The sequence below is a fragment of the Streptomyces sp. JHA26 genome (genome assembly GCF_002005565.1).
In the GTDB taxonomy this organism is placed as follows: Bacteria; Actinomycetota; Actinomycetes; order Streptomycetales; family Streptomycetaceae; genus Streptomyces.
In genome coordinates this window covers 13,048-28,512 of the sequence record NZ_BDJC01000034.1, presented here as the reverse complement: position 1 = coordinate 28,512, position 15,465 = coordinate 13,048, and the positions used below count along the sequence as shown (strand labels likewise).

Here is a 15,465-nt window from a genome sequence, read left to right as displayed (position 1 = left end):
GGCTGACCGTGCCTCTCCTTTCGCTCAACGTAGAGTTGAAGCTCCGGCAGCAGAAGGGGACGGCCACGGTGAAGCGCTTCGAACGGCTCGAGGAGATCCGGCGGATGGACCCGTACCGGGAGGCTTCGGAGATCTACCGTCTCTCCTCCGCCTACGAGTTCCCCTGGGACTTCAGCCGCGCGCTCGAACTCGCCCTCTACCGCACCTACGCCGTGCCGAGCATCGGCCGGCTGCTGGCCGAGACGGCGGAACTCACGGACCGGCCCCAGAAGCGGTACGACGACACCGTGCTGCTCCTCGACGCCGTCGTCGAGCACGGCTTCGGCAGCGAGGAGGGGCGCACGGCGATCCGCCGCATCAACCGGATGCACCGCAGCTACGACATCAGCGACGACGACATGCGGTACGTCCTGTGCACCTTCGTCGTGATGCCCAAACGCTGGATCGACGCCTACGGCTGGCGCAGGATGTCCGGTCACGAGACCGTCGCCTGTGCCGTCCACTACCGCACCCTGGGGCGGCACATGGGCATCAAGGACATCCCGGAGTCCTACGAGGAGTTCGAGGCCTTCCTCGACGCCTACGAAGAGGCCCACTTCGCGTGGGACGAGGGCGCACGCCGGGTCTCCGACGCCACGCTCGCTCTCATGACCTCCTGGTACCCGCGTCCCCTCGCGCCCCTCCTGCGGACCGGCACCCTCGCCCTGCTCGACGAGCCCCTCCTGCGGGCCTTCCGCTACACCCCGCCGGCGCCCGCCACCCGTGCGATCGTGCGCCGCGCGGTACGGCTGCGGGGACGCGCGGTCCGCCTCATGCCGCCGCGGCGCGCCCCGCACCACGCCCGGCAGAACCGGGAGGTCAAGGGCTACCCGAACGGCTACCGGCTGGCGGACCTGGGCACCCGTCCGGTCCCCGGCGTGGCCGGCTGCCCCGTGCGCCGCACCGACACGTCAGCCGTCGAGTGAACCGATCGTCTCCCGCAGCCAGCTGAGTTCGGCGCGCGAGGTCGCCCGCGCGATGGTCAGCACGCCGCGCCGGAAGGGATCGTCCAGTTCCTCCGCGCGCAGCGGCCGGTCGCCGTCGTAGAAGAAGCTCGCGGGCTCCTCCAGGAAGGCCAGCCGGCGGCGCAGTACGGCCGCCTGGGCGGCGGCGTCGTCCAAGTGCCGGAGGAAGGCGAGCACCGTGAACCAGCGGTTCTCGTCGGTGATGTCGCGCCGCGCGGGCTCCGCCAGCCGACGGCGCAGTTCACGCCCGCCCTCCTCGGTGAGCGTCAGGACGTGACGCGGGGCGGCGACCGAGCCGGGCTGCGTGGTGCGGGCGAGCAGGCCCGCCTTCTCCAGACGCTTGATCGCGGGATAGAGCGTGCTCTCGGCGACGGGGTGCACGTGTCCGGTCAGCGCGCTGATGCGCTTGCGCAGTGCGTAGCCGTGCAGCGGGGAGTCGTACAGGAAACCGAGGATGGCGAGCTCGAGCATGCCCGCATTCTCGCGCAGGTCCGCTGTACATCTGTCACCCCTTACCTCGGATCACTAGTACACCTGACCATGGTTACCCCTGATCAGGAATACTGCTGATCATGAATACATCGGTCACGATGTATTCTCTCCCGGTGCGGGAACACCGCGGTCCGCTTGACGAAGGGAAGACGGGATGAGGGAGACCGGGTTCGACGCCGGAGGGAGCCGCATCCGCTGGACGGAGACACCGGGGGCGGAACCGGCCCGGGTGTACGTGCACGGACTCGGGGCGATGTCGTCCGTGTACCACGCGCACATCGCCTCCCGCCCCGAACTCGCGGGCCGGCGCAGCCTCTTCGTCGACCTGCCCGGCCACGGCATCAGTGACCGGCCCCAGGACTTCGGTTACACCCTCGAGGACCACGCGGGGGCACTCGCCGCGGCGCTGGACGCGGCGGGCGTGACCGGCGCCGAACTGGTCGCGCACAGCATGGGCGGCTCGGTCGCCCTCGTCCTGGCCCACCGGCGGCCCGGACTGGTCTCCCGCCTCGTCCTCGTCGAGGCCAACCTCGACGCCTTCCCGCCGCCGACCGCCGGCAGCAGCGTCATCGCCGCCCACGAGGAGGACGACTTCGTGGGCGGCGCCCACGCGCGTGTGCTCGAAAACGTCGGCCCCCAGTGGGCCGCGACGATGAGGCTGGCCGACCCGCGCGCCCTGCACCGCTCCGCCGTCGGCCTGCGGCGCGGCTCGGAGCCCGTGATGCGCACCCTGCTCGAAGGGCTGGACATCGACCGCGTGTACCTGCAGGGCGAGTTCAGCGGTGAACTGGCAGACCGTCAGGCGCTGGAGGCCACGGGCGTGCGTGTGGTGACCGTGCCGGGCGCGGGGCACAACGTCATGTTCGACAACCCGGACGCGTTCGCGGCGGCCGTCGCGGGGCGGGTCTGACGCGGGGCGGGTCTGAGCGGTCAGCCCTCGCGGACGGCCAGGGCGAGGAACCGGGCGTCCTCGTCGGTGTACGACGTCATGCGCCACCCGGAACCGGCCAGCAGCGGCCTGAGGTTGGGCTCGGCACGCAGGTCGTCCGGGGTGATCCGCCGTCCCTGCCGTGCCGCGAGCGCCGCCCTGCCGATCGGGTGGAACAGCGCCAGCACACCGCCGGGACGCACGACCCGTGCCAGTTCCCTCAGACCGCCCGCCGGATCGGGCAGATGGGCGATCAGTCCCGCCGCGAACACGGCGTCGAGGGAGCACGAGCGCAGCGGCAGCGCGGTCACGTCGGCCAACAGCAGTCGTCCGTCCCGGTCCCTCCCGGCCCGTGCGGCGGCATCGAGCATGGCCGGGGTCAGATCGGCGCCGACGACCACTCCCGACGGGCCCACGGCCGCCCGCAGCGGCGGCAGGGCGCGTCCGGTGCCGCAGCCGGCGTCGAGCACCCGGCCCCCTTCGCGCAGCCCCAGTGCGGCGACGGCGGCCGCGTAGGCGGGGCCGTCGTCGGGGAACCGGCTGTCCCAGTCGGCGGCACGGGCCGTGAAGAACTCCTGGACGTGGGTGTGGTCGTCGCTCATGCCCCGCATGATCCCCCAACCTGCACCGAGGAAGTCGCAGCGCACACGCTCGAGCGTGACGTGATCGTTCCAGCACCTCTGTGTGTCATATCCCGGCAGCCTTCGAACGCGCCCCCGTTGTGCGCCCCCCCCCGCAGCACTAGCGTCCCGGAGCCATGGGACACCTGGACCACGCCACCCTGGGCCGGCTGACACCCGCGCTGTCGTACGCGATGGCCCGCACCGGCGCCGCCCTCGGTCTGCGCTGCACCGTGCGTGCCCTCGGCGCCACCGGGCGCTCGCGCCGCGCTGCGGGCCGCCGTCGAGCGCGCCGGGCTCGCCGGCGGAATCTCCGGGGCCCTCGTCAACCTCGCCCGCCGCAGCCAGGTCCTCGTCCACCGCTGGCTGAGCCTCCTCGACAGCATCGAGCCGTGGGGCCCGACGACCTCCCCCGCCGTGTACGCCAGGCCAGCCTCGTCCCCCAACTGCGCAACGGGTGACCGGAAGAACCCACCCAGCCCGTCCCACCGCACGACCACGACGAGCACACCCCCGAGCGCGTACGCGACCGCATGGCGGCGTACCGCGACGGCTGGACGCGCGGGGGCGGCAGACGACCCGACCGGGAAGGCCCGTCCGGCGCGACGGCCACCCGCGACACCAGTGAAGGAGACCCCGCATGATCCGGGACCCCCGCACGACCCCCGACCGGCGGACCGGCGAACTCGACTGGCTGCTGGACGACCTGGTCCTGCGCGTGAGCGAAGTGCGGCACGCCGTCGTGCTGTCGAACGACGGACTCGCCGTGGGCGCGTCGACCGGCCTCGGACGTGTCGAGTACGCCGGGCGGATGCACACCGTCCGGCTGCTCGACTCCGTGCGATGACCGGCTCACCGACCTTGTGGCGGCTCCGCTCCCGTGCCGGCGCACCATCCCCCTCCGCAGTGCCCTCGCCCCGGCTGCCGGCGCACCACCGCGTCCGGGAACGGCCTCAGCCCGCCACGGCCTTCTGCGCCACGACCTTGTCGATCGTGACGCGGACCAGAAGCTCCCCCGGCACGCCGTTGCGGGCCCCGAACTCCTCGGCGCGGTCCTCGCCCATGTACCGGCCCCCGATCCGCGCGGCCCAGTGCCTCAGCTCACCGGAGTCCTCCACGATGCGCGCGCGGCCCTGCAGCACCACGTAGTCGAAGGGCGGCCGGTCGTCGTCCACGCACAGGGCCACCCGGCCGTCCCGGAGCAGGTTGCGTCCCTTCACGGTGTCCTCGCCGGTGTTGAACACCACCTCGTCCCCGTCCAGCAGGAACCAGATCGGCGCCACATGCGGACTGCCGTCCGCGCGAACGGTGGAGAGCTTCGCCGTGCGGGTGCCGTGGGAGACGAACGCCCGCCACTCGTCGTCGGTCATCTTCTGTGCCATGCACCCATTCTCCTTGCCCACGGCCCGGGTGTGGGGAAGGCTGACGGGCAGATCCCCCGGGCAGGGGGAGACGAGGCATACGGGGACAACACGGGGAGAGCGGACCATGGTGCAGAAGCAGGGGCTCGGCTGGCTGCTGGACGACCTGACCGAGCGGGTGGAACACGTACGGCACGCGCTGGTCCTGTCCAACGACGGACTGGTGACGGGCGCGAGCACGGGACTGCGGCGGGAGGACGCCGAGCACCTCGCCGCCGTCTCGTCCGGACTCCACAGCCTGGCCAAGGGCTCGGGCCGCCACTTCGGGGCCGGCGGAGTACGGCAGACGATGGTCGAGTTCGACGACGCGGTGCTGTTCGTCACGGCGGCGGGCTCCGGCAGCTGCCTGTGCGTGCTCAGCGGGGCGGAGGCCGACATCGGGCAGATCGCCTACGAGATGACGCTGCTCGTCAACCGGGTCGGCGAACACCTCGACGTCGACGCGCGGCAGCCGGAATGGAAGCCTTCCATAGAGTTCTGACCAGGCGTTTCGAGGCCCGTGGAACGATGGACGCGGAGTTTTCCACAGGCTCGTCACGGAGGGTGCGGAAGCGGCTACGGTTCCGTGTCAGGCGGCCGACGACGGCGTCGGCCGGCGCACTCCACGGGGGAGACGAGCATGTCCGCGAAGACCATCGGGAACGACAGCGCGACCACCGCCGACCGGATCGCCACCGTCCGGGAGGACTCGGTCGCACCGAGCCGGGCGGCACGGGAACTCGGTCTGAGGCGAAGCGAGTTCGACATCGCCGTGCACCTCGGACACATCCGTACCGTCCCCGACGCCGGGGGAGTCGGACGGCGCGTGCCCCGGGCCGAGATCCGGCGGATCCGGGCGGGGACGGGCTTTCCGGACGCCTTGCGGGCCGGCGTCCGGACGGTGGGAACGACGGACGGCGCGGCCCTGTTGAAGGTGACGAAGGCGCGGTTCACCCGTCTCGCCCGGCTGGGACTGCTGGTGCCCACGGCGTTCTCCCTCAACCGCTACCGGACCGTGGTCTGGAGGTATCTCGCCGACGACCTGAGGAAGTTCGCGGCCGACGAGCGGAACGCGGCGCTGCTGACGGGTCGCACGCCCCAGGGCCTGCGGGACCAGCTGGCGCAAGGGCTGGACCTGCGCCCCCGCAACTGGCGGGGCCGGTACCTGGAGCATCTGCTCCGTCGGACGGACGACCCGTGGGCCCGGGCGGCCGCCGTTGCCTCGCTGCTCGACCCGGTCGACGTCTCGGAGGTCGTCCAGGACCCCTACGAGCGCTCCCACTTGAGCCGGTTCCGCCCGGCCCGGCCGGCCCACGGCTCACCGGGTTCCCCGGCCGCGCAGATCGCCGAAGAACTCATGACGGCGGCCGATCCGGACGAGATCGACCGGCTCCGGTCCGACCTGGCGCGCGCCGTACGCGCCGCGCGCCTGCTCCACCCGGCACCACGCCCGGTCCCGCGGGAGCACCGGCACCGCCCGGTGCCGACGGCGCACGGACGTCGCCGGTCACCGACGGCACACGGGCATCGGACCACGCACCCCGCCCTGCAGCCGGTGCCGGACCCGCCCGGTCCGGCACCGACGCGGCACCGGGCCGAGGGCTCCGGGCGGATCCGCGGCCTGCTCGGCCGGATCCGGCGCAGAGGGTCGTGACCTACAGGGACCGGAACAGCCCCTCCTGGACGACGGACACCAGCAGGCGCCCCTCCACGTCGTAGATCCGCCCGCGGGCCAGTCCCCGCCCGCCGGTCGCGATCGGGGACTCCTGGTCGTACAGGAACCACTCGTCGGCGCGGAACGGACGGTGGAACCACATGGCGTGGTCCAGCGACGCCATGTCGAAGCCCCGCGGCCCCCACAGGGGCTCCACCGGGATCCGCACGGCGTCCAGGAGGGTCATGTCGCTGGCGTAGGTCAGCGCGCAGGTGTGCACGAGCGGGTCGTCGCCGAGCGGTCCGACCGCGCGCATCCACACCGCGCTGCGCGGCTCGGCGCCCTCGACCTCCTCGGGGGTCCAGCGCAGCCGGTCGACGTAGCGGATGTCGAAGGGCTGGCGGCGGGCCATCCGCTCCAGCTGCTCCGGCAGCGCGCCCAGGTGCTCCCGGATCTCCTCGGTGACCGTCGGCAGGGACTCCGGGTCCGGGACCTTGCGCGCCGGCGGCAACTGGTGCTCGAAACTCCCCTGTTCAGGCTTGTGGAAGGAGGCGGTGAGCGTGAAGATCGTGCGGCCCTGCTGCACGGCGGTGACCCGGCGGGTCGTGAACGACCGCCCGTCACGGTCCCGTTCGACCTGGTACACGATCGGCACGCCCGGACGCCCCGGGCGCAGGAAGTACGCGTGCAGCGAGTGCACCGGACGGTCGCCCTCCGTGGTGCGCCCGGCGGCGACCAGCGCCTGGCCGGCCACCTGGCCGCCGAAGACCCGCTGCAGGGACTCCTCGGGGCTGCGGCCGCGGAAGATGTTGACTTCGATCTGCTCCAGGTCGAGCAGGTCGACGAGGCTCTCGGCCGGATTCGTCATCGGTGGGTCTCTCCTGTGCTCACAGCTGGCCGACATCGGTGACGCGGACGACCGCCCGGCCCTCGGCGTCCGAGGCCGCGAGATCGACCTCGGCGCTGATGCCCCAGTCATGGTCGTCGTTCGGGTCGTCGAAGATCTGCCGCACGCGCCACAGGCCGTTCTTCGGCTCCTCCTCGATCACCAGCAGCTTCGGGCCGCGGGCGTCGGGACCGGTACCGAGGTCGTCGTACTCGTCCCAGTACTTGTCCATGGCCTCGCCCCACGCGTCGGCGTCCCAGCCGGCGTCGCCGTCCATCTCGCCGAGCTCCTCCACCTGGTCGAGGGCGGCCAGCTCGACGCGGCGGAACATGGCGTTGCGGACGAGGACGCGGAAGGCGCGCGCGTTGGCGGTGACCGGCCGCACCTGGTCGGCCTTCTCCTGGGCCTCCTCGGCGGTCATCACCTCGGGGTTGGCGAGCTGCTCCCACTCGTCCAGCAGGCTGGAGTCGACCTGGCGCACCATCTCGCCGAGCCACTCGATCAGGTCCTGGAGGTCGTCGGACTTCAGGTCGTCGGGGACGGTGTGGTCGAGGGCCTTGTAGGCGCTGGCGAGGTAACGCAGCACGATGCCCTCGGTGCGGGCCAGCTCGTAGTGGGAGACCAGTTCCGTGAAGGTCAGCGCCCGCTCGTACATGTCGCGGATGACCGACTTCGGCGACAACGGGTGGTCACCGACCCACGGGTGGCTCCTGCGGTACGTGTCGTAGGCGTGGAAGAGCAGCTCCTGGAGCGGCTTCGGGTACGTGATGTCCTGGAGGCGCTCCATGCGCTCCTCGTACTCGACGCCGTCCGCCTTCATCGCGGCCACGGCCTCACCGCGCGCCTTGTTCTGCTGGGCGGCGAGGATCTGCCGCGGATCGTCCAGCGTGGACTCCACCACGGACACCATGTCCAGCGCGTACGACGGCGACTCGGGGTCCAGCAGCTCGAACGCCGCGAGCGCGAAGGTGGACAGCGGCTGGTTCAGCGCGAAGTCCTGCTGGAGGTCCACCGTCAGGCGGACGATGCGGCCTTCGGCGTCGGGCTGGTCGAGCTTCTCGACGATGCCGCCGTCCAGCAGCGAGCGGTAGATGGCGATCGCCCGCCGGATGTGCCGCAGTTGCTGCTTGCGCGGCTCGTGGTTGTCCTCCAGCAGGTGCCGCATCGCCGCGAAGGCGTTGCCGGGCCGGGCGATCACCGACAGCAGCATCGTGTGAGTGACCCGGAAACGGGAGGTCAGCGGCTCCGGCTCGGAGGCGATGAGCTTCTCGAACGTGCTCTCCGACCAGGCCACGAAACCCTCGGGCGCCTTCTTGCGGACGACCTTGCGCCGCTTCTTCGGGTCGTCACCGGCCTTCGCGAGCGCCTTCTCGTTCTCGATGACGTGCTCGGGCGCCTGCGCGACGACGAAGCCCTCGGTGTCGAATCCGGCGCGTCCGGCCCGGCCGGCGATCTGGTGGAACTCACGGGCCCGCAGTGTGCGCACCCGGGTGCCGTCGTACTTGGTCAGCGCCGTGAAGAGCACCGTGCGGATCGGGACGTTGACGCCCACGCCGAGCGTGTCCGTCCCGCAGATCACCTTCAGCAGACCGGCCTGGGCCAGCTTCTCCACCAGGCGCCGGTACTTGGGCAGCATGCCGGCGTGGTGCACGCCGATGCCGTGCCGGACGTAACGGGAGAGGTTGCGGCCGAACTTCGTGGTGAAGCGGAAGGCTCCGATCAGCTCGGCGATCTTCTCCTTCTCCTCACGCGTGCACATGTTGATGCTCATCAGCGCCTGCGCCCGCTCCACGGCCTGCGCCTGCGTGAAGTGCACGATGTAGACGGGCGCCTGCCGGGCCTCCAGCAGGTCGGTGAGCGTCTCGGTGAGCGGCGTGTAGCGGTACTCGTAGGACAGCGGCACCGGGCGGGTGGCCGAGCGGACCACCGCCGTGGGACGGCCGGTGCGGCGCGCGAGGTCCTTCTCGAAGAACGAGACGTCGCCGAGCGTGGCCGACATCAGGACGAACTGCGCCTGCGGCAGCTCCAGCAACGGGATCTGCCAGGCCCAGCCCCGGTCCGGCTCCGCGTAGAAGTGGAACTCGTCCATGACGACCTGGCCGATGTCCGCGTGCTTGCCGTCGCGCAGCGCTATCGAGGCCAGCACCTCGGCGGTGCAGCAGATGACGGGGGCGTCGGCGTTCACCGAGGCGTCGCCGGTGAGCATGCCCACGTTCTCGGTGCCGAAGAGCTTGCACAGCTCGAAGAACTTCTCGGACACCAGCGCCTTGATGGGAGCCGTGTAGAAGGTGACCTCGTCCCGGGCCAGCGCGGCGAAGTGGGCGCCGGCCGCGATCATGCTCTTGCCCGAGCCGGTGGGCGTCGACACGATCACGTTGGCGCCGGAGACCACCTCGATCAGCGCCTCCTCCTGATGGGGGTAGAGCGTGAGACCGCGCTCCTGGGCCCACGACTCGAAGGCTTCGTACAGGGCGTCGGGATCGGCGGTCGGCGGGAGCTGGTCGATGAGGGTCACGCCCCCATCTTGCCTGGCCCGGGCCGTAGGAGGGGAATCGGATGCCGGAACGAAGATCACGACCGCTACGCTGGGTCGCCGACGACGCGCCGGCGGACCCGGAAACACATCCGGACGACTGGACAGCGGCACACGAGGAATGGGGCGGGCAACGGCGATGATGGGACCAGCACACTCACTGTCGGGCGCCGCGTCCTGGCTCGGTGTCGGGGCGGCGACCGCCGCGGCCGGACACCCGATGCCCTGGCCGGTGCTGCTCGTCGGGGCCCTGATCTGCGCCGGCGCCGCCCTCGCCCCGGACCTCGACCACAAGGCGGCCACCATCTCCCGGGCCTTCGGACCCGTCTCCCGGTGGCTGTGCGAGATCGTCGACAAGCTGTCGTACGCCGTCTACAAGGCCACGAAGAAGCGGGGCGATCCGCGCCGCTCCGGCGGGCACCGCACACTGACGCACACCTGGCTGTGGGCCGTCCTGATCGGCGCGGGCGCCTCGGTCCTGGCCGTCACGGGTGGCCGCTGGGCGGTGCTCGCGATCCTCTTCGTGCACATGGTGCTCGCCATCGAGGGCCTGCTGTGGCGGGCGACCCGCGGTTCCAGCGCCGACGTGCTGGTCTGGCTGCTCGCCGCGACGAGCGCGTGGATCCTCGCCGGAACACTGGACGAGCCGGCGGGCGGCTCGGACTGGCTGTTCACCGCGCCCGGCCAGGAGTACCTGTGGCTGGGACTGCCGATCGTGCTGGGCGCGCTGGTGCACGACATCGGGGACGCGCTGACCGTCTCGGGCTGCCCGATCCTGTGGCCCATACCGGTGGGCCGCAAGCGCTGGTATCCCATCGGCCCGCCGAAGGCCATGCGGTTCCGGGCGGGAAGCTGGGTGGAGCTGAAGGTCCTGATGCCGGCCTTCATGGTGCTCGGCGGGGTGGGCTGCGCGGCGGCGCTGAACTTCATCTGAGGCGTCCGGCGGGCCCCGGCCGTGCCCGGCCCCCACAGGGCGCGGGCTCCCCGGGCGCGCGGTCCCTGGCCCCGCGCATCGGCCGCTCAGCCCGCCCCGCCGGTGCCTCCCTGCCCCTCACCGGCCCCGTAGCGCCGTTCGAAGCGGGCGACGCGCCCCTCCGAGTCCACCGTCCGCGCCTTGCCCGTGTAGAAGGGGTGGCTCTCCGAGGAGATCTCCACGTCCACCACCGGGTAGGTCTCCCCGTCGTCCCACGCGATGGTCTCCTCGCTGGTCGCGGTGGACCGGGTGAGGAAGGCGTATCCGGCGGCGCGGTCGCGGAAGACGACGGGCCGGTAGTCGGGGTGCTTGTCCTGCTGCATGGCTGCTCCTCGTACGGCGCGGATCATCAAGGCGGCGGCGCGGGAACGCCGCGGCGGGGGGCGTCAGCCGGGCAGGGAGTCCTCGTCGACGACGTGCATCGCGGCCTCCTCGGCGGACGCCGCCGCACCGTCGATGCCCACGTCCCTGGCGACCAGCGCCGGCTCCTCGTCCTCGTGCGTCCCCTCGTCGGGCGCCACGAGCCGCCCGGAACGGTCCGCGCCGACCTCGTTGTCCAGCAGTTCGCCGTCGGTACCCTCCGAGTCGCCCAGACCGTCGCCGTCGGGGGCGGCCGGATCCGGCAGCTCCTCGGTGAGCCGCTGCTCCAGCGTCTCGCCCCGCTGGCGCTCGGCGGCCGTCACACCGGTGTGCTCGACCGCCCAGGGGCGCTCGGGCGGGGACCAGCCCCGGTCGAGGGGATCGTCGACGCCGTCGTACTCGAGGGTGTCCTCACCGTCGAGCAGCCCGGTGTCCTCCCGCTGCTCGGAACCGTCGGGCTGATAGACGTCATCTCCCCATTCGTCGGCGCTGCTCACGGGTACCTCCAGGGGGTGGGGGCCGTCCCCTTCTCACCGTGGACCGCGGCGGACCGCCGCGGCACGGGGCACAGGCGTCACCCGTCGCCGGACCACACGGTTCCCGGGCCTTCCCCGAGCCGGTGCCTCCTCCCAGCCTTCCACCCCCGTTCGGGACCGCGCAACGGCACGGAGCCCGGCCGGGGCGGCTCCTCCGGTGCCCGCCCGGTGCCGGACGCCGCAACACCCCCGGGGGCGCGGGGAACCGCGCGACGAGCCACGGACCACCCGCAGCCACCGACGACGACCGGACCCCGCAATCCTCCGCGCCGCCCGCGCCGCGGGGACCGGCGTGCCCCGTCCGCGTGGCCGAGCGGCGAGCGGCAGGCGCCGGTCAGCCGTGCCACGACCGCCAGAGCGCCGCGTAGGCGCCGTCCGCCGCGACCAGCTCGTCGTGACTGCCCAGCTCGCTGATCCTGCCGTTCTCGACGACGGCGATGACGTCCGCGTCGTGGGCGGTGTGCAGGCGGTGCGCGATCGCGACCACCGTGCGGCCGTCCAGGACACGGGCCAGGGACCGTTCGAGGTGGCGCGCGGCCCGCGGGTCGAGGAGCGACGTCGCCTCGTCCAGCACCAGGGTGTGCGGATCGGCCAGCACCAGCCGGGCGAGCGCGATCTGCTGGGCCTGCGCCGGTGTGAGCGCGTACCCGCCGGAGCCGACCTCGGTGTCCAGGCCCTCGTCGAGCGAACGGGCCCAGTCGTCCGCGTCGACCGCGCCCAGCGCCGCCCACAGCTCGGCGTCGGTGGCACCGGTGCGGGCGAGGCGGAGGTTGTCGCGCAGGGAGCCCACGAAGACGTGGTGCTCCTGGTTGACCAGCGCGACGTGCGAGCGGACCCGCTCGGCGGGCATCCTGGACAGCTCCGCGCCCCCCAGGGTGATGCTGCCGGCACGGGGCCCGTAGATGCCAGCGAGCAGCCTGCCGAGCGTCGACTTGCCCGCGCCCGAGGGGCCCACCAGGGCCAGCCGCGTCCCCGGGGCGACCTCCAGTGTCACCTTGCGCAGGACGTCCACGCCCTCCAGGTAGCCGAAGTGCACCCGGTCCGCGTGCACGTGCCGCCCGTCCGGCGCCAGCGAGGCGTCACCGGCGTCCGGCTCGATGTCCCGCACGCCCACCAGCCGGGCCAGCGACACCTGGGCCACCTGGAGCTCGTCGTACCAGCGCAGGATCAGCCCGACCGGGTCGACGAGCATCTGGGCGATCAAAGCGGCCGTGGTCAGCTGACCGACCCCGATCCACCCCTGCAGGACGAACACCCCGCCGATCAGCAGGACGGAGGCGAGCACGGTCACGTGGGTGACGTTGATGACCGGGAAGAGCACCGACCGCAGCCAGAGCGTGTAGCGCTCCCAGGCGGTCCACTCCTTGATCCGGCGCTCCGACAGCTCGATGCGGCGGGCACCGAGGCGGTGGGCCTCGACGGTGCGCCCGGCGTCCACGGTCTCCGCGAGCGCGGCGGCCACGGCGGCGTACCCGGCGGCCTCCGAACGGTAGGCGGAGGGGGCCCGGCGGAAGTACCAGCGGCAGCCGATCACCAGCAGCGGCACGGCGAGCAGCACCACCGGCGCGAGCGGCGGCGCGGTGACCGCGAGCCCGCCGAGCAGCAGCACCACCCACACCACGCCGATGGCCAGCTGGGGGACGGCCTCGCGCATGGCGTTGGCGAGCCGGTCGATGTCCGTCGTGATCCGGGACAGCAGGTCGCCGGTGCCGGCCCGCTCCAGGACGCCCGGCGGCAGTCCGACCGACCGCACGAGGAAGTCCTCGCGCAGGTCGGCCAGCATCCGCTCGCCGAGCACGGCACCGCGCAGCCGCACCTCCCGTACGAACACGGCCTGGACGACCAGCGCCAGCACGAACAGCGTGGCGGTGAGCCCCAGGTGCAGCTCACGGGCGTCGTCCGAGACGCGTTCCACGAGCCCGCCCAGCAGAGAGGGGCCCGCCATGGAGGCGATCACGGCGATGGTGTTGACGGTGACGAGCAGGAGGAACGCACGGCGGTGCCGACGCAGCAGTTCGCCCGCGTAGGCGCGTACGGTCGCGGGGGCTCCGACGGGCAGGGTGCTCGCCGTCGTCGGGGCCGCCGGGTCGTACGACGGTGGCGCCACGCCGATCATGCCGTCTCCTCGATCTCTTCCAGTCGGTGCAGTACGTCGTCGCCCAGCGGCTCGTCGGGACGGCCGCCGTCGCGGTCCGGCGCGTTCCCGGCCCCGTTCCCGGTGTGCCGCTCGGCGGCCTCCTCGTCGGTCTCGCGGGTGACGACGGCCCGGTACCGGGGCTCGGTGTGCAGCAGGTCCCGGTGGGTGCCCACTGCCGCCACCCGGTCGTCGTGCAGGAACACCACGCGCTCCGCGCGGTCCAGCAGCAGCGGTGACGAGGTGAACACCACCGTCGTGCGCCCCGCGCGCAGATCCCGCACCCCTTCCGCGATCCGCGCCTCGGTGTGCGAGTCGACCGCGGAGGTCGGCTCGTCCAGGACGAGCACCTCCGGGTCCGTGATCAGGGACCGGGCCAGGGCGAGCCGCTGGCGCTGGCCGCCGGACAGGGAACGGCCCCGCTCGGTGATGCGGGCGTCCATCGGATCGTCGGTATCGAGCGATCCCTGCGCGAGCGCCGCCAGGACGTCCCCGCACCGGGCCGCGGCCAGGGCGTCCCCGGCGGCGACGGCGCCGGACGCGGGGACGTCGAGCAGTTCCCGCAGCGTGCCGGAGAGCAGCACCGGGTCCTTGTCCTGGACCAGGACGGCCGTGCGCGCGGAGTCCAGCGGCAGCTCGTCGAGCGGCACCCCGCCCAGCAGGGCCGAGGCGCCCTCCTCCGAGGGGTGCCCGCCGAGACGTTCCGCGAGGCGCCCGGCGGCGTCGGGGTCGCCGCACACCACGGCGGTGAGCAGGCCCTTCGGGGCGAGCAGACCGGTGGACGGGTCGTACAGGTCCCCGGTCGGCACCTCGGCGGCACGCGTCCCGGCGGTGTCCGTGGCCCGCTCCAGCGCGAGCACGCGTGCGGCCCGCCGGGCGGAGGGGCGCGAGAAGGAGTACGCCATGGCGATCTCCTCGAAGTGCCGCAGAGGGTAGGTGAGGATCATGACGGAGCTGTAGACGGTGACGAGTTCGCCGACGCCGATGCGGCCCTCGCGGGCCAGGTGCACGCCGTGCCAGACCACCGCGATCAGCAGCAGCCCCGGCAACAGCACCTGGATCGCGGAGATCAGCGACCACATCCGGGCGCTGCGGACGGCCGCGTGGCGCACCTCCTGGGAGGCGCCGCGGTAGCGGTCGAGGAAGAGTTCCTCGCCGCCGATGCCGCGCAGCACCCGCAGCCCCGCGACCGTGTCCGAGGCCAGCTCGGTGGCGCGTCCCGCCTTCTCGCGCTGGACGTCGGCCCGCCGGGTGGCGCGGGGGAGCAGGGGCAGCACCGCGAGGGCCAGCACCGGCAGACCGGCCGCGACGACGATGCCGAGCGACGGCTCGTAGACGACCAGGCCGACGCAGACCAGCACGATGGTCACCGCCGCCGCGGTGAACCGGGACACGGCCTCCACGAACCAGCCGATCTTCTCGACGTCGCCCGTGGAGACGGCGACGACCTCGCCGGCCGCGACGCGACGGGTCAGGGCCGAGCCCAACACCGCGGTCCTACGGGCCAGCAGCTGCTGGACGCGGGCCGCGGCGGTGATCCAGTTGGTGACCGCGGAACGGTGCAGGAAGGTGTCGCCGAGCGCGTTGCCCACGCAGCACAGCGCCATCAGACCGCCCGCCGCGGCGAGCCGGGCGCCGGACCGGTCGACGACGGCCTGCACGGCGAGGCCGACGCAGAAGGGCAGCGCCGAGACGGAGGCGAAGTGCAGCAGTCCCCAGGCCAGCGACTTGAGCTGGCCGCCCAGCTGGTTCCGGAACAGCCACCACAGAAATCGGGGGCCCGAACGCGCGTCGGGCGCGCCCGGGTCGGGATACGGAAGGTCTTGGATCTGCATGACGTCCCAGAGGCTCGTGTCAGGGGGTGCCGCGCAACACGGCATCGAGAGGCTGCAAACCGTGAAAGGTTCGCGTCGCGGCATGCTCGAAATCAAGCGGTTTTCCGCGA

14 protein-coding genes and 1 pseudogene are annotated in these 15,465 nt (G+C 72.6%); 6 read left to right on the top strand and 9 right to left on the bottom strand.

What is annotated here, in order from left to right:
• Positions 1-68 precede the first annotated feature (68 nt).
• Complete coding sequence (locus tag JHAT_RS20990) at positions 69-965, top strand: oxygenase MpaB family protein (protein WP_171990994.1); 897 nt, start codon at positions 69-71, stop codon at positions 963-965.
• Here JHAT_RS20990 and JHAT_RS20985 read toward each other — a convergent pair.
• Positions 951-1,475, bottom strand: coding sequence for a PadR family transcriptional regulator (locus tag JHAT_RS20985; protein WP_077799784.1), 525 nt, complete (start codon positions 1,473-1,475; stop codon positions 951-953). The two genes, JHAT_RS20990 and JHAT_RS20985, sit on opposite strands and share 15 nt — an antisense overlap.
• A gap of 175 nt (positions 1,476-1,650) precedes the next feature.
• Between JHAT_RS20985 and JHAT_RS20980 the strand changes: the two genes are divergently transcribed.
• Positions 1,651-2,406 (top strand): alpha/beta fold hydrolase, encoded by a 756-nt coding sequence (locus JHAT_RS20980; protein WP_077799783.1) that lies wholly within the window; start codon positions 1,651-1,653, stop codon positions 2,404-2,406.
• Positions 2,407-2,426: 20 nt separating this feature from the next.
• Here the strand turns inward: JHAT_RS20980 and JHAT_RS20975 are convergent, their stop codons facing one another.
• A complete protein-coding gene (locus JHAT_RS20975; RefSeq protein ID WP_077799782.1) occupies positions 2,427-3,026 on the bottom strand; it encodes a class I SAM-dependent methyltransferase in 600 nt (199 codons plus the stop codon).
• A gap of 658 nt (positions 3,027-3,684) precedes the next feature.
• On the opposite strand from JHAT_RS20975, the pseudogene JHAT_RS20965 reads away from it, so the two are divergent.
• Positions 3,685-3,837 (top strand): annotated as a pseudogene (locus JHAT_RS20965) (roadblock/LC7 domain-containing protein); the annotation flags it as partial.
• 160 nt (positions 3,838-3,997) lie between these two features.
• Here JHAT_RS20965 and JHAT_RS20960 read toward each other — a convergent pair.
• Positions 3,998-4,426 (bottom strand): PPOX class F420-dependent oxidoreductase, encoded by a 429-nt coding sequence (locus JHAT_RS20960; RefSeq protein ID WP_077799781.1) that lies wholly within the window; start codon positions 4,424-4,426, stop codon positions 3,998-4,000.
• Between the two features lie 106 nt (positions 4,427-4,532).
• Here JHAT_RS20960 and JHAT_RS20955 point away from each other — a divergent pair, with 106 nt between their 5' ends.
• Both JHAT_RS20955 and JHAT_RS20950 read left to right on the top strand, forming a co-directional pair.
• Positions 4,533-4,946 carry a roadblock/LC7 domain-containing protein gene (locus JHAT_RS20955; protein ID WP_077799780.1) on the top strand — a complete coding sequence of 138 codons (414 nt, stop codon included), beginning with the start codon at positions 4,533-4,535 and terminating at the stop codon, positions 4,944-4,946.
• Between the two features lie 138 nt (positions 4,947-5,084).
• Entirely contained in the window at positions 5,085-6,098 is a 1,014-nt protein-coding gene (locus JHAT_RS20950; protein ID WP_077799779.1) for a DUF6397 family protein, read from the top strand.
• Between the two features lies 1 nt (position 6,099).
• Here the strand turns inward: JHAT_RS20950 and JHAT_RS20945 are convergent, their stop codons facing one another.
• Both JHAT_RS20945 and JHAT_RS20940 read right to left on the bottom strand, forming a co-directional pair.
• Positions 6,100-6,966, bottom strand: coding sequence for an acyl-CoA thioesterase II (locus JHAT_RS20945; RefSeq protein WP_077799778.1), 867 nt, complete (start codon positions 6,964-6,966; stop codon positions 6,100-6,102).
• Between the two features lie 19 nt (positions 6,967-6,985).
• On the bottom strand, positions 6,986-9,499 hold the full coding sequence (locus JHAT_RS20940; protein ID WP_077799777.1) for an RNA helicase: 2,514 nt from the start codon (positions 9,497-9,499) through the stop codon (positions 6,986-6,988).
• Positions 9,500-9,656: 157 nt separating this feature from the next.
• Between JHAT_RS20940 and JHAT_RS20935 the strand changes: the two genes are divergently transcribed.
• Positions 9,657-10,451 (top strand): metal-dependent hydrolase, encoded by a 795-nt coding sequence (locus tag JHAT_RS20935; RefSeq protein ID WP_077799776.1) that lies wholly within the window; start codon positions 9,657-9,659, stop codon positions 10,449-10,451.
• An 86-nt stretch (positions 10,452-10,537) separates the two neighbouring features.
• Here JHAT_RS20935 and JHAT_RS20930 read toward each other — a convergent pair whose 3' ends face one another.
• The 4 genes from JHAT_RS20930 to JHAT_RS20915 all read right to left on the bottom strand — a co-directional run bounded on the left by JHAT_RS20930 (position 10,538) and on the right by JHAT_RS20915 (position 15,355).
• The gene (locus JHAT_RS20930; RefSeq protein ID WP_077799775.1) at positions 10,538-10,813 is read right to left on the bottom strand and encodes a type B 50S ribosomal protein L31; all 276 of its coding nucleotides are present in this window, start codon (positions 10,811-10,813) and stop codon (positions 10,538-10,540) included.
• A 63-nt stretch (positions 10,814-10,876) separates the two neighbouring features.
• Positions 10,877-11,347, bottom strand: a complete 471-nt coding sequence (locus JHAT_RS20925; RefSeq protein WP_077799774.1) for a DUF5709 domain-containing protein — start codon at positions 11,345-11,347, stop codon at positions 10,877-10,879.
• Positions 11,348-11,720: 373 nt separating this feature from the next.
• Positions 11,721-13,502 carry an ABC transporter ATP-binding protein gene (locus JHAT_RS20920; RefSeq protein WP_077799773.1) on the bottom strand — a complete coding sequence of 594 codons (1,782 nt, stop codon included), beginning with the start codon at positions 13,500-13,502 and terminating at the stop codon, positions 11,721-11,723.
• Entirely contained in the window at positions 13,499-15,355 is a 1,857-nt protein-coding gene (locus JHAT_RS20915) for an ABC transporter ATP-binding protein (protein WP_077799772.1), read from the bottom strand. The genes JHAT_RS20920 and JHAT_RS20915 overlap by 4 nt, the downstream gene beginning before the upstream one ends.
• Positions 15,356-15,465 lie beyond the last annotated feature (110 nt).